The organism is Mesorhizobium sp. 43Arga, from assembly GCF_053714255.1.
Genome location: NZ_JBSKBO010000010.1, coordinates 232,391 through 245,646, shown reverse-complemented (window position 1 = coordinate 245,646; position 13,256 = coordinate 232,391). Strand labels below are relative to the sequence as shown.

Annotated in this window: 12 protein-coding genes and 1 pseudogene; 5 read left to right on the top strand and 8 right to left on the bottom strand. The window is 62.2% G+C overall.

The window, feature by feature from the left end; genetic code table 11:
• The first annotated feature begins 2 nt into the window (after positions 1–2).
• On the top strand, positions 3–920 hold the full coding sequence (locus ACWGS8_RS28965) for a carbohydrate ABC transporter permease (protein WP_010915657.1): 918 nt from the start codon (positions 3–5) through the stop codon (positions 918–920).
• Positions 917–1,231: a hypothetical protein gene (locus tag ACWGS8_RS28960; protein ID WP_454584130.1), complete on the top strand. Its 315-nt coding sequence runs from the start codon at positions 917–919 to the stop codon at positions 1,229–1,231. Before ACWGS8_RS28965 ends, ACWGS8_RS28960 begins: the two co-directional genes overlap by 4 nt.
• On the opposite strand, the gene ACWGS8_RS28955 is transcribed toward ACWGS8_RS28960, so the two are convergent.
• Both ACWGS8_RS28955 and ACWGS8_RS28950 read right to left on the bottom strand, forming a co-directional pair.
• Complete coding sequence (locus tag ACWGS8_RS28955) at positions 1,228–1,971, bottom strand: creatininase family protein (protein ID WP_454584129.1); 744 nt, start codon at positions 1,969–1,971, stop codon at positions 1,228–1,230. The genes ACWGS8_RS28960 and ACWGS8_RS28955 overlap by 4 nt on opposite strands.
• A gap of 3 nt (positions 1,972–1,974) precedes the next feature.
• On the bottom strand, positions 1,975–2,601 hold the full coding sequence (locus ACWGS8_RS28950) for an SIS domain-containing protein (RefSeq protein WP_454584128.1): 627 nt from the start codon (positions 2,599–2,601) through the stop codon (positions 1,975–1,977).
• Positions 2,602–2,721: 120 nt separating this feature from the next.
• On the opposite strand from ACWGS8_RS28950, the gene ACWGS8_RS28945 reads away from it, so the two are divergent.
• On the top strand, positions 2,722–3,744 hold the full coding sequence (locus ACWGS8_RS28945; protein ID WP_454584127.1) for an aldo/keto reductase: 1,023 nt from the start codon (positions 2,722–2,724) through the stop codon (positions 3,742–3,744).
• A 282-nt stretch (positions 3,745–4,026) separates the two neighbouring features.
• Here ACWGS8_RS28945 and ACWGS8_RS28940 read toward each other — a convergent pair whose 3' ends face one another.
• The 5 genes from ACWGS8_RS28940 to ACWGS8_RS28920 form a co-directional block, all read right to left on the bottom strand.
• Entirely contained in the window at positions 4,027–4,209 is a 183-nt protein-coding gene (locus ACWGS8_RS28940) for a hypothetical protein (RefSeq protein WP_454584126.1), read from the bottom strand.
• Between the two features lie 271 nt (positions 4,210–4,480).
• Positions 4,481–4,753 carry an HU family DNA-binding protein gene (locus tag ACWGS8_RS28935; protein ID WP_006201846.1) on the bottom strand — a complete coding sequence of 91 codons (273 nt, stop codon included), beginning with the start codon at positions 4,751–4,753 and terminating at the stop codon, positions 4,481–4,483.
• Between the two features lie 197 nt (positions 4,754–4,950).
• A complete protein-coding gene (gene lon / locus ACWGS8_RS28930) occupies positions 4,951–7,362 on the bottom strand; it encodes an endopeptidase La (RefSeq protein ID WP_454584125.1) in 2,412 nt (803 codons plus the stop codon).
• Between the two features lie 273 nt (positions 7,363–7,635).
• Positions 7,636–8,910, bottom strand: a complete 1,275-nt coding sequence (gene clpX, locus ACWGS8_RS28925; RefSeq protein ID WP_454584124.1) for an ATP-dependent Clp protease ATP-binding subunit ClpX — start codon at positions 8,908–8,910, stop codon at positions 7,636–7,638.
• Positions 8,911–9,205: 295 nt separating this feature from the next.
• Positions 9,206–9,835, bottom strand: coding sequence for an ATP-dependent Clp protease proteolytic subunit (locus ACWGS8_RS28920; RefSeq protein WP_454584123.1), 630 nt, complete (start codon positions 9,833–9,835; stop codon positions 9,206–9,208).
• 327 nt (positions 9,836–10,162) lie between these two features.
• On the opposite strand from ACWGS8_RS28920, the gene ACWGS8_RS28915 reads away from it, so the two are divergent.
• A complete protein-coding gene (locus ACWGS8_RS28915) occupies positions 10,163–10,753 on the top strand; it encodes a hypothetical protein (protein WP_454584122.1) in 591 nt (196 codons plus the stop codon).
• 1 nt (position 10,754) lies between these two features.
• Here ACWGS8_RS28915 and ACWGS8_RS28910 read toward each other — a convergent pair.
• Positions 10,755–11,858: pseudogene (locus tag ACWGS8_RS28910) on the bottom strand (NAD(P)/FAD-dependent oxidoreductase).
• A 104-nt stretch (positions 11,859–11,962) separates the two neighbouring features.
• Between ACWGS8_RS28910 and ACWGS8_RS28905 the strand changes: the two are divergent.
• Positions 11,963–13,213, top strand: a complete 1,251-nt coding sequence (locus ACWGS8_RS28905) for a cytochrome P450 (protein ID WP_454584121.1) — start codon at positions 11,963–11,965, stop codon at positions 13,211–13,213.
• Positions 13,214–13,256 lie beyond the last annotated feature (43 nt).

Genomic DNA, 13,256 nt, shown 5'->3' with positions numbered 1-13,256 from the left:
TCATGAGCGTTCAGACCACCGAATACACCGTCTCCGAAATCCGCTCTCCGGCGAGCTTCATCACCAGCCGCGTCTTCATCTATGGCGCACTGGTGTTCTGGGCCCTGATCTGCCTGTTCCCGATCTACTGGACGATAACGACCTCGTTCAAATCGGCGGTCGATGTCACCCAGGGCCATCTGATCCCCTTCGTCGACTTCCAGCCGGACTGGAAGGGCTGGCGCTCGCTCGGGCTCTCGCCGGATTCGATCTTCCAGACCTCGACGGTGCGCGATGAGTTCTTCAAGCGCTTCATGAACTCGGTCATCACCTCGGTCGGCGCGTCGAGCCTCGCCATCGTCATCGGCAGCCTCGCCGCCTACGGCCTCACGCGCTACCGCTACAAATTCGCCTGGTTCAAGAACGAGGACATCTCCTTCTTCTTCCTGTCGCAGCTCATCCTGCCGCCCGTAGTGCTCGCTCTGCCCTTCCTGGTGCTCTACCGCGAGGTCGGCCTGCTCGACACGCGGATCGGACTGGTCCTGCTCTACACGCTGATGGTGCTGCCCATCGTCATCTGGATCATGCGCGACCAGTTCAACTCCATCCCGGTCGAGCTGGAAGAAGCAGCCCTCGTCGACGGCCTGTCGATCTGGGGGGCGTTCTTCCGCATCGTCATGCCGATCGCATTGCCGGGCATGGTCGCCGCCTTCATCCTGGCAATGGTGCTGTGCTGGAACGAGTATTTCTTCGCTGCCCTCCTGACCTCGACCGATGCCAAGACCATCCCCGTCATGGTGGCCAGCCAGACCGGCTCGCAAGGCATCAACTGGTGGTCGATGGCAGCCCTTGCCACCGCCGCGATCGCGCCGCTGGCGGTCATCGGCATCGCGCTGGAACGCTATCTCATCATGGGCATGACCGCCGGAGCCGTGAAGTGACGAACCAATACTGGTTCGCACGCAACATCCGTGTCGGCTACGTCGGCTACGACCGCTATGGCAAGGGCGTCATGCCGATCGCCTGGCAAGGTCGAGCCGTCATCGCCGGCTTCGTGCTGGCCATGCTGTGCGGCGGCCTGCTCATGGCCCTGGTGGGCTTCTACGCCAACCACCTCGCGCTTGGCATCGCCCTCTATGTCACCTTGGCCATAGCGGGAGCCGGCACGTTCATCTGGGCCGTTGCCACCAAGAGCGACCCGGACAAGTCGATTGCCGACTACCGGGCGGAGCGGCTGAAAAACAATCTTTAGGCCTTCAGGATAGCGCGCAGGTGATCCATGATCATGGCGACGCCCATGTTCCCGAGCTCCGCCGATGCATCCTTGGCGCTCGCCGTATACCAGCCGGTATTGTCGGCGAAGCGAGCGGCATCGACAGCCTCCGGGCATAGTGCCAGCATCAGCGATGTCTCGCCGATGCCGGCATGGTCGAACGGGTACTTGCCGCTCATGGCGGCCGGCATCAGCGGATGCACCTGCACCCAGTTGAAGAAATTTTCGCCGGCGGCATGTCCGGCATAATAGTCGGCCATGTCCTTCGAGCCCCACCAGCCCTCGCCGCGCTGCTTCTCCAGGAAACGGAAGATCGCCTGGCGGCCGGCGGCCTTGAAGGCCAGATCGGTCGGCATGCCGGCAGCGAAATTCTCGGTCTGGTGGTGGATGATGGCGTGGATGTTGCGGAAACCGATGCGCAGCAGGCTGTGGAACAGTTCCTCGCCGAACGGCGCCAGCTGATTGCCGCCGACCTGCACCGAGCCAGTGCCCTCCGGCGGCGCCACGGCGTAGCTCGCGGCGCCGTAGTAGAAGGGCGGCAGGATGACGACATGCCTCTCCTTCTCGAACAGTTCCAGCGTCTTCATAACGGCCAGCGTGTCCATGCCGACGGCCATGTGCTCGCCATGGTATTCGAGCACGCCGAGCGGCAGGGCGACCGGCCAATTCTCGGCGATGGCCTGGCGGATCTGGTGCGGCAGCATCAGTTCATAGCGCATGATCTATTCCATGTTGGTGTGGCGGGCGCGCATGGCTTCGGGCGAAGCACCAATCAGGGATTTGAGCTTCAGCACCATCACCTCGAACAGCAGGAACAGCGCCCCTTCGAACACCGAGCCCATCGGCAGGACCGAAGTCTTTTGCGGTCCCTGGTCATTGGCCATGGTCTGGGCCGGGATGAGCAGCGAGGTATCGGCCAGTTTTGCCGCACTGCCGCCGGACTGGGCGGTCAGCAGCAGATTGGTCGCGCCGGCTTCGCGCGCGACACGCATCAAGGTCAGCACGGTCGAGGTTTCTCCCGGTCCGGAACTGGCCAGGAAGACGTCACCAGGCCGCAAGGGCGGCGTGGTCATGTCGCCGACCACCGAGACCGGCAGGCCGAGATGATAGAGCCGCATGGCGAAACCCTTGACCTGCAGGGCCTCGCGGCCGCAGCCATAGACGACGATCTGCGGGGCTTCGGCCAACAGCTTGCAGGCGGCGTCGATCTGGCTGTCATCCACGCGCGCCAGCACGCCGCCGAGTTCGTCGAGCGCGGTCTTGAACGGATTTTCGTTCCGGTCGCTCACGACAAACCCACCCTCGAAATCATCCTCGGATTTTTTTGCGAACAGCTTGATTTCATTCATGCTAGCAACCGCGAAAATGCGTGTCCAACGCCGCGCGGCGCTTTTGCCTGATCACAGGCATGATAGTGTCAAGTCAGACAAATCAGCTCAGACAGATCAATCCCGGGAAAACTGCAGGACATGAAGACACGGCATTTCGACCGCATCGGCAATGGCGGCCTCACCTTTACGGAGCTCGGCTTCGGCACGGCACCGCTCGGCAATCTCTACCGCGCCGTTTCGGACGAGGATGCCAAGGCCACGCTCGACGCCGCCTGGGCGACCGGCTGCCGCTACTACGACACCGCGCCGCTCTACGGGCTTGGCCTGTCGGAAACACGCCTCAACCCCTTCCTGCGCGGCAAGAAACGCGACGACTATGTGCTGTCGAGCAAGGTCGGCCGCCTCATGCGCGCCTGCCCGCCGGAGCAGCGCACCGGCATCGGCAAGTTCTTCGACACGCCATCACGCCAGGAGGTCTACGATTACAGCTATGACGGCGTCATGCGTTCGTTCGAGGCCTCCCTCGAGCGGCTTGGCGTCGACCGGATCGACATACTGTTCGTGCACGATGTCGACATCTTCACCCATGGCAGCAAGGAGGCGTCCGACCGGCGCATCGAAGAATTCATGCGCTCGGGCTATTACGGACTGCTGTCGCTGCGCGACCAGGGTGCGATCAAGGCGTTCGGCGGCGGCATCAACGAATGGCAGGTTGCACAGACATTGGCCGAGCGCGGCGATTTCGACCTGTTCCTGCTTGCCGGGCGCTACACGCTGCTGGAACAGGAGGCGCTGACATCCTTCCTGCCGCTCTGCCAGACGCGCGGCATCGGAATCGTGCTCGGCGGCCCCTACAATTCCGGCATCCTGGCGACAGGACCGAAACCCGGCGCCTACTACAACTATTCCGAGGCGCCGAACGACATTCTCGAGCGGGTCGCGCGCATCGAGGCTGTCTGCAAGCGCCATGGTGTCAGGCTGATCGAGGCGGCGCTGCAGTTTCCGCTGCTGCATCCCTCGGTCGTCTCGGTGATCCCCGGCGGCCAGCGGCCGAGCGAAGTCGAGAGCAACCGCGCGCTGCTCGACGCGAAGCTGCCGGCAGCGCTTTGGGCTGATCTCAAGCAGGAAGGCCTGATGCGCGCCGACGCGCCGAATGGCTAGAGCATGTCGCCCAAAAGTGGACCAGAGACAACGGCATGCATAAAAACGAGGACCGCTTTTGAGAAGAAAACGATCCAGTCTACGTTTTTACCGGCCACTTGCCGGCTCCCGACCAGGTGAAAGGCCGGATCGCGAAAGCATATACTCGCTTCAAAGCGAATTCCGACGGCCGGAACTAAAAGGTTTATGCACCGCCTGCACTGCTGCAGACCGATCTGTTCGGGTGCTGTCGGCCGACCGCGCGAACGCAGGGAGTGTAAACTCCCTACCCCTTGGCGGCCATCACTGTTGATTGTCTTGATTTCGCCGGAGCACCTTGCGCACCACCAATGCAAGACCGATGGCGAGCAGAACGATCCCGGCAGCCATGTATCCCGTCGATGCGGCCCGGTAACCCGAGGCCGCCAGCAGGAAGCCAAGGACGATAAAGACCAATCCGCCAAGCTTGCCGATCACCAGGTCCATTTCCGAATACCCCTGGGCATTAGGGAAACCTCTTCCCCACGTGGAGCAGCGCCGCCAAGGTCCAGGATAGTATGGCCAGGGTTCTCGGTCGAGCGCAAAACGCGGGCTCGAGTCAGGCACCCCTCCATCCCGGTTTCTCCAAGCTCGCGAGTCTGGCTGCTTCGCGCCCTCATTTTCCGGGACAGCCTGACCCCCAAGAACGTGCATCCAGGCCGGGCAAAAGAAAAGCCGGGCAAGCCCGGCTTTTCTGGTCTCTGAAAAGAAAAAACGCTTAGTTGACTGCGTCCTTCAGGCCTTTGCCGGCCGAGAACTTCGGCACGGTGCGTGCCGGGATCTTCACTTCGGCGCCGGTCTGCGGGTTGCGGCCGGTCGAGGCCGCACGCTTTGACACGGTGAAATTGCCAAAGCCGACAAGCCGGACATCGCCGCCCTTCTTCAGTTCGCCGGTGATGACGGAAAATACCGCATCGACCGCCGACTGCGCGTCACCCTTCGAAATGCTCGCGGCGTCGGCGACAGCGGACACCAGTTCGTTCTTGTTCATAAAAATTCCCTTCCATGAGAACACCGGAACTAACGACTCATCCGGCAGGAAACGGACTTTAGAAAGAAGCGTTGCCGCAACCAAGTCGAAAAGCCTGGAAAAAATGGAAAAAAGCCCGGAAATCCGGGGTTTTTCACATGAAAAAGCCGGGCGCGAGGCCCGGCTTTCCGTTTGTGCACTGCAACCTTAGAAAGAATCTAATGTGCAAGCGACTTTCCAGCGTCATCCGCACTGTCGGTCGTGGCCGGCGGATTGGCCGGTTCGACCCATTCGATCGGGTCCGGCATACGCACCAGCGCGTGGCGCAACACCTCACCGACACGTGAGACCGGAATGATCTCCATGCCGTTCTTCACATTGTCCGGGATCTCCGCCAGATCCTTGGCGTTGTCTTCCGGGATCAGCACCTTCTTGATGCCGCCGCGCAGCGCGGCGAGCAGCTTCTCCTTGAGGCCGCCGATCGGCAAGATGCGGCCGCGAAGCGTTATCTCGCCAGTCATTGCCACGTCGGCCCGGACCGGAATGCCCGTCAGCACCGACACAATGGCTGTGGCCATGGCCGCACCAGCGGACGGACCATCCTTCGGCGTGGCGCCTTCCGGCAAGTGCACGTGGATGTCGCGCTTGTCGAACAGCGGCGGCTCGATGCCGAAATCGAGGGCTCTTGAGCGGACATAGGAGGCCGCCGCCGAGATCGATTCCTTCATCACGTCGCGCAGATTGCCGGTGACCGTCATGCGGCCCTTGCCGGGCATCATGACTCCTTCGACCGTCAGCAGCTCGCCGCCGACTTCCGTCCAGGCAAGACCGGTGACGACACCGACCTGATCGTCAGCCTCGACCTGGCCGAAGCGATAGCGCTGGACACCGAGGTAATCGGCGAGGTTCGCCGCCGTGATGCTCACCGTCTTCTTCTTCGTCTTCAGGATCTCGGTCACGGCCTTGCGCCCGAGCTTCATCAGCTCGCGCTCCAGGCTTCTGACACCCGCTTCACGGGTGTAGGTCTGGATGATGGCGCGGATCGCATCCTCGCCGACGGAGAATTCCTTCGGCTGCAGCGCGTGATCGCGGATCACCTTCGGCATCAGGTGCCGCTTGGCGATTTCGATCTTCTCGTCCTCGGTGTAGCCGGCAATACGGATGATCTCCATGCGGTCCATCAAGGGCGCAGGGATGTTCAGCGTATTGGCCGTCGTCACGAACATCACGCTCGACAGGTCGTATTCGACCTCGAGGTAATGGTCCATGAACGTCGAGTTCTGCTCGGGATCGAGCACCTCGAGCAGCGCCGACGACGGATCGCCACGGAAGTCCTGGCCCATCTTGTCGATCTCGTCGAGCAGGAAGAGCGGATTGGACTTCTTCGCCTTCTTCATCGACTGGATGACCTTGCCGGGCATCGAGCCGATATAGGTGCGCCGGTGGCCACGGATCTCGGCTTCGTCACGCACGCCGCCGAGCGCCATGCGGATGAACTCACGACCGGTCGCCTTGGCGATCGACTTGCCGAGCGAGGTCTTGCCGACGCCGGGAGGGCCGACGAGGCACAGGATCGGCCCCTTCAGCTTCTTCTGGCGGCTCTGCACGGCAAGGTACTCGACGATGCGGTCCTTGACCTTGTCGAGGCCGAAGTGATCGGTGTCGAGCACGTTCTGGGCGTAGGCCAAGTCCTGCTTGACCTTGGAGTTCTTGCCCCACGGGATCGACAGCAGCCAATCGAGATAGTTGCGCACGACGGTCGATTCCGCCGACATCGGCGACATCGTCCTCAGCTTCTTCAATTCGGCTTCCGCCTTTTCGCGGGCCTCCTTGGAAAGCTTGGTCTTCTTGATGCGCGCCTCGATCTCGGCGGCCTCGTCGCGGCCGTCCTCGCCCTCGCCGAGCTCCTTCTGGATCGCCTTCATCTGCTCGTTGAGATAGTATTCGCGCTGCGTCTTCTCCATCTGGCGCTTGACGCGCGAGCGGATGCGCTTCTCCACCTGCAGGACGGAGATCTCGGCTTCCATGAAGCCCATCGCCTTTTCCAACCGCTCCTTGACCGAGAGCGTGGCCAGCATTTCCTGCTTTTCAGGGATCTTGATGGCGAGATGCGAGGCAACCGTGTCGGCGAGCTTGGAATAGTCGTCGATCTGGCTGGCGGCACCCACCACTTCAGGCGAGATCTTCTTGTTCAGCTTGACGTAGTTCTCGAAGTCGGTGACGACCGAGCGGGCCAGCGCCTCGACCTCGACCTCTTCCTCTTCCGGCTCGACCAACGCGGTGGCGCGGGCCTCGTGGAAATCGGGACGGTCGGTGAACGAAACGATCTTGGCACGCGAAGCGCCCTCGACCAGAACCTTGACGGTGCCGTCGGGCAGCTTCAGCAATTGCAGCACATTGGCGAGCGTGCCGATATCGAAGATGGCATCGGGCTCGGGATCGTCATCGGCAGCATTCATCTGGGTGGCAAGCAGGATCTGCTTTTCCTGACCCATCACCTCTTCCAGCGCCTTGATCGACTTTTCGCGCCCGACAAAGAGCGGAACGATCATGTGCGGGAACACCACGATGTCGCGCAGCGGGAGAACTGCGAAGACGCCGTCGCTGGGAGCCTTGGATATTTTGGCCATTGTCCAACCTTTCATGTCGCGGTCGCCATCGGGCCAACCGCGAATCTTATATTAACGACCGGGGATCGTTCCGCCTACCACCGTTTGTGACGGGAGTTTTACAGCACAGAAATCGGGCACCTCGGCCTTCTCGTGTTAGGTGGATGCAAGCGGGGCAAAGATCAAGAGTTAACATCGCCTGCAATCCACTCCATTGCAAAGGTCGCGTGCCCTACACAGCAAAACGGCGCCGCAACGGCGCCGTTCCACAAAAATATGCGGTGAAGTGCCATGTCAGGCGCTGACGCTGCCCTTCTTTTCCTTCTGTTCGGAATAGATGTAGAGCGGCCGGGCGCTGCCGGTCACCACTTCCTCCGAAATCACCACTTCGCGCACGCCTTCGAGCGCGGGCAGTTCGAACATGGTGTCGAGCAAGATCGCCTCCATGATCGAGCGCAGGCCGCGCGCGCCAGTCTTGCGCTCGATGGCGCGCTTGGCGATCGCCGACAGGGCGTTCTCGTGGAAGGTCAGGTCGACATTCTCCATCTCGAACAGCCGCTGGTACTGCTTGACCAGCGCGTTCTTCGGCTCGGTCAGGATCTGGATCAGCGCCGGCTCGTCGAGGTCCTCCAGCGTCGCCAGGACGGGCAGACGGCCGACAAACTCCGGAATGAGGCCGAACTTCAGCAGATCCTCGGGCTCGACCTGGCGGAAGATGTCGCCGGTGCGGCGGTCCTCCGGCGAGGCGACCGTGGCGCCGAAACCGATCGAGGTTTTTCTGCCGCGATCCGAGATGATCTTGTCCAGGCCGGCAAAGGCGCCGCCGCAGATGAACAGGATGTTGGCGGTGTCGACCTGCAGGAATTCCTGCTGCGGATGCTTCCTGCCGCCCTGCGGCGGCACGGAGGCGACCGTGCCCTCCATGATTTTCAGCAGCGCCTGCTGCACGCCCTCGCCCGACACGTCGCGGGTGATCGAGGGATTGTCGGACTTGCGCGAAATCTTGTCGATCTCGTCGATATAGACGATGCCGCGCTGGGCACGTTCGACATTGTAGTCGGCCGACTGCAGGAGCTTCAGGATGATGTTCTCGACATCCTCGCCGACATAACCGGCCTCGGTCAGCGTCGTAGCGTCCGCCATTGTGAAGGGCACGTCGATGATGCGGGCCAGCGTCTGCGCGAGCAGCGTCTTGCCGCAACCGGTCGGGCCGATCAAAAGGATGTTGGACTTGGCCAGCTCGACATCGTTGTTCTTACCGGCATGCGCGAGGCGCTTGTAATGGTTGTGGACGGCCACCGACAGCACGCGCTTGGCGTAGGGCTGACCGATGACGTAGTCATCGAGAACCTTGAGGATCTCCTGCGGTGTCGGCACGCCCTCGCGCGACTTCACCATCGAGGTCTTGTTCTCCTCGCGGATGATGTCCATGCAGAGCTCGACGCATTCGTCGCAGATGAAGACCGTCGGACCGGCGATCAGCTTGCGCACCTCATGCTGGCTTTTGCCGCAAAACGAGCAATAAAGCGTGTTCTTCGAGTCACCGCTGTTGTTGCCGACCTTGCTCATTTTCCTGTCCTTTCATCGCCGCCCGCCGATGGTCTGGCTGAAAGGGCGCTTACTCTATTTATCGCGGGAATCCGCCGCCGCCAGTGTCCCGGCTCCCGCAACGTATTCCGTACGAAACACAAATCAGAAAACGTGGCAATGATTCGCGGCAACCCCACACAAAGCTAAGCCGTCGAAAATCAACATAGCCTTAACGTAGGCAATCCTGACCGTCGAGGGAACAGCCAATTGTGGCCGAAATGCCGCAAGACGCGCCAAAAGCGCGTGATGGTGTCATCCAACTGCCACCAAGCCCTTATGCCACGGCGCTTTCGGCCGGCTCGCGCGACGAAATGACCTTGTCGATGAGGCCGAAATCCCTGGCTTCGTCGGCGGTCATGAAATGGTCGCGGTCGAGCGTGCGTTCGATCTCCTCGTAGCTCTTGCCGGTGTGCTTGACATAGACCTCGTTGAGACGGCGCTTCAGCTTGACGATGTCCATGGCGTGGCGCTCGATGTCGGAGGCCTGGCCCTGGAAGCCGCCGGACGGCTGGTGAACCATGATGCGGGCGTTCGGCGTGGCGAAACGCATGTCCTTGTGGCCGGCGGTCAGAAGCAGCGAGCCCATCGAGGCCGCCTGGCCGATGCAGAGCGTCGATACGGCCGGCTTGATGAACTGCATGGTGTCGTAGATCGCCATGCCCGAAGTGACCACGCCGCCCGGCGAATTGATGTAGAGGTTGATTTCCTTCTTCGGATTCTCGGCCTCCAGGAACAGGAGCTGCGCGCAGACCAGCGTGGCCATGCCGTCCTCGACCGGACCGGTGATGAAAATGATGCGCTCCTTGAGGAGGCGCGAGAAGATGTCGTAGGCCCGCTCGCCGCGATTGGTCTGTTCGACCACCATCGGAACGAGGTTCATGTAGGTTTCGACGGGGTTCTTCATCAGTTATCTCTTATCTCGCGGTGGGATTCCGGCGCCGGGAATGCTGGCAGATCGGGCAGAATCGGTTCTGGATCGTCGTTCCGTAGATAGGATGTCGGCTCATCCTTGTGCAAGGCCGACCCGTCCTAGCCATCTGGGTAAGTCGAATCAAGGTTATTCACGGGATTCATCGACCCGCGCCATCGCCGTTCGCCGACGTCGCCCCATCCGTAGCAATTTCTTAACCGCATTGCTTAACGAAATGCGGCAAATCCGCTTTTCCCGGACGTCTCTTCCCGTACAATCCAACGTTGAACCGTCATCGGCCGTTCAATAGGGGGAGTGTCAATGTTCAGGAAAGCCGCATGCTTCACCATTGCCGGGCTGACCGTGCTCGGCACGATTTCCGCGACAGCGGCCGGCGGCCGCGCCGTCGAATGCTACGAGCCGGTCCGCACGCCTGATGTCTACGACACGGTCTACGAAGACGTGCTGGTCAGCCCGCCCGGGCAGCAGGTCGACTATACCCCGCCCATCTATGGCACACGCGAACGCGTGGTGATGACCGTTCCCGCACAGGTGAGCTATGAAATCGTGCCCGCCGTCACCCGCACTGTCTACCGCACGGTGAGGGTCGATGGCGGCGGCTATGCCTGGGAATGGCGCGTCATCCACGGCCGCAAGGTTCTGTGCAAGATCTGGCACAAGGAGCGCTATGAACGCGTCGCCGAAACGGTGGTGATCGAGCCGGAGCGCACAAGGCGGGTCGTCACCCCGGCGCAGTACGACAGCATCGCCGAGGAGGTGCTGGTGCAGCCGGAGCAAAGGCGCATCATCGATGTTCCGGCGTCCTACCAGACGGTCGCGCGGCGCGTGCTGGTCCGTGAAGGGTCATCAGGCTGGCGGCGTGTGCATATTCCCAGGCACTGCCAGGACTAGGTCAGGCCGCCTCCGCCCGCAGCCAACGCTTCAGGCCTGCGATATCGCCATCGCCGACTGCGGCGGCAACGCGGCGGCCGACTGCCGCCCCGAACTTGTAGCCATGGCCCGAGCAGGCCGAGACGATCAGGCACCTGCCCTTCTCATGCGCCATGAACTTCTCGTCGGCGGTGAAGGTGTAGGCGCAGGTGACCACTTCGGCCACCTCATATTCCTCGATGCGGGCGATCGGTGGCGAAAACAGGTTGCGGATGGCCTCGCCCTCGCCCGGCACTGGCTGACGGTTCCAGTCGGCATCGCTGGTCGGCACCCGGTGCAGGCCTGACCCGAATTTCATGCCGGCGCCGCCGGAGGGCGGGATCACGTAGCCATCGACAGCGCCGCCGACGTCGAGGACGACCGGCGCCGCCTCCCAGGCCGCCTTCAGGTCCGCCGGCGGTTCGACATAGGCAAGGGCTGTTCGATAGGTCTTCAGTTCGCCGTTCAGTTCCGGAAACAGCTTCAGCACCCAGGCGCCAGCGGCAACGACGATGCGGTCGGCCTGCATGGTCTCGCCGCTTTCGAGCACGATGCGGCCAGTTTCGGAGTCGATCGCAGTCACCTTGCTGTGTTCGTAGATATTGGCGGCGTTGGCGCGGAGCCAGGCGGCAAGGCCGGAAGCGATCTTGCGGCAATGGAGCGCGCCGCCTTCCGGCGAATAGTAGGCATAGCGGAACGTGCCGGCCTGCAAAAACGGCCAGCGTTCGACGGCGGCGTCTGGTTCGAACAGTTCGAAGGGGAAATTGCCCTCTTCCAGGCCCTCGCGGTATTCCTCAGCTTCATCGCCGGGCTAGCGCGAAATGCAGACAAATCCGCGCGCATCAAGATGGCTTTCGCCGAGATCGTCCCACATCTCGTCCCAGGCCTGATAGGCTTCGGTGATCAGGCTTCCGTAGCCGGTTCCCGCGCGGTAGGCGCGGCGGATGATGCGGTGGTGGTCGCCTGACGCGGCTAGCGGATTGGGGATCGGCCCCTGCTCGACGATCGACACGCTGTGACCGGCCCTGACCAGCGACCATGCCGTGGAGAGACCGGCAATCCCCGCGCCGACAACGATCACGTTCATTCGCTCAGACCTTCCGCGGCCGCATTGGCTGGCTCAATTCATTGGAGTGCGGGCGCCAACATACGGTCTGGAATGAGGCTGGCAAGCCGCGCTATGGGTCTGGCATGACCAATTCGACGCTCCCCTGCCTGGCTTTTGATCCAGCCACTCGCCGGCTGCGGCTCGATCCGCACGAGCCGGCTTTCTTCCTGAACCCGTATGGGGCTTACGCCTTCCTGCATGGCGTCTCGAATGCCTTCTTCTGGGAGGAATTCGGCTTCTGGTGCTTTGGCGGCTTCGACGATGTCAACCGGTTGCTGCGCGATCGCCGCTTCGGCCGCCAGAACCCCACCGGCATTCCCGACAGCCGCGGCGTCGGCCAGGACCGAAGCCATCTCAGGGCCTTCGACGGCATTGAAGCCAACTCCATGCTCGAACTGGAACCGCCGGTGCACACGCGGCTGAGAACGCTGGTCAACCGCGCCTTCGTCTCGCGCCAGGTCGAGCGGCTGCTGCCACGGGTCGAGGCGCTCGCCAACGAACTCATCGACCGCTTTGATCCTACCGGACCGGTCGACCTGCTGCCTGCCTTCGCCTCTCCCCTGCCGATCACCATCATCGCCGAAATGCTCGGCGTGCCGGTCGAGATGGGGCCGCAACTGCTCGACTGGTCCCATCAAATGGTCGCCATGTACATCCATGGCCGCACCCGCGAGACCGAGGAGACGGCCAATCGCGCCGCGAGCGAATTCGCCGATTTCCTGCGCGGCTACATTACCGAGCGACGCAGAAACCCTGGAGACGACCTGCTGTCGCTGCTGATCTCGGCGCAGGAGGACGGTCAAAAACTGTCCGAGGATGAGATGGTGTCCTCGGCCATCCTGCTACTCAATGCCGGCCACGAAGCGACCGTGCACCAGACCGGCAACGCGGTGCGCTCGATCCTGGCGCAAGGCGGCGACCCCAGCCGCTTCTTCATCTCGGCGGAAGCAACGGCCGCGACGGTCGAGGAATGCCTGCGTTTCGACGCGCCGCTGCATATGTTCACGCGCTACGCCTATCAGGAGATCGAGATCGCGCCCGGCATCGTCGTGCGGCCGGGCCAGACCATCGGGCTTTTGCTCGGCATGGCCAATCATGATCCGAGCGCTTTTGCCGAACCGCAGGCCTTCCGGCCGGACCGGAGCGACCAGAAAAACGTGTCGTTCGGCGCTGGCATCCATTTCTGCATCGGCGCGCCGCTGGCCCGGTTCGAATTGCAGGTGTCGCTGAAAACCTTGTTCGAGCGGCACCCACGGCTGCATCTTGCCGAACAGCCCAGCTTCCGCGACACTTACCACTTCCATGGGCTGGAAACGCTCGCCGTCGGCTTCTGAACGATCGCGGGCCTGGGGCTGCGCGATGAGACTGTTTTGGAGA

Bases quoted from the DNA above. Each gene is read 5' to 3' on its own strand.
- ACWGS8_RS28905 (WP_454584121.1), top strand. From the start codon at position 11,963: ATGACCAATTCGACGCTCCCCTGCCTGGCTTTTGATCCAGCCACTCGC.
- ACWGS8_RS28935 (WP_006201846.1), bottom strand. From the start codon at position 4,753: ATGAACAAGAACGAACTGGTGTCCGCTGTCGCCGACGCCGCGAGCATT.
- ACWGS8_RS28915 (WP_454584122.1), top strand. From the start codon at position 10,163: ATGTTCAGGAAAGCCGCATGCTTCACCATTGCCGGGCTGACCGTGCTC.
- ACWGS8_RS28920 (WP_454584123.1), bottom strand. From the start codon at position 9,835: ATGAAGAACCCCGTCGAAACCTACATGAACCTCGTTCCGATGGTGGTC.
- ACWGS8_RS28965 (WP_010915657.1), top strand. From the start codon at position 3: ATGAGCGTTCAGACCACCGAATACACCGTCTCCGAAATCCGCTCTCCG.
- ACWGS8_RS28955 (WP_454584129.1), bottom strand. From the start codon at position 1,971: ATGCGCTATGAACTGATGCTGCCGCACCAGATCCGCCAGGCCATCGCC.
- ACWGS8_RS28940 (WP_454584126.1), bottom strand. From the start codon at position 4,209: ATGGACCTGGTGATCGGCAAGCTTGGCGGATTGGTCTTTATCGTCCTT.
- clpX (WP_454584124.1), bottom strand. From the start codon at position 8,910: ATGAGCAAGGTCGGCAACAACAGCGGTGACTCGAAGAACACGCTTTAT.
- ACWGS8_RS28950 (WP_454584128.1), bottom strand. From the start codon at position 2,601: ATGAATGAAATCAAGCTGTTCGCAAAAAAATCCGAGGATGATTTCGAG.
- lon (WP_454584125.1), bottom strand. From the start codon at position 7,362: ATGGCCAAAATATCCAAGGCTCCCAGCGACGGCGTCTTCGCAGTTCTC.
- ACWGS8_RS28945 (WP_454584127.1), top strand. From the start codon at position 2,722: ATGAAGACACGGCATTTCGACCGCATCGGCAATGGCGGCCTCACCTTT.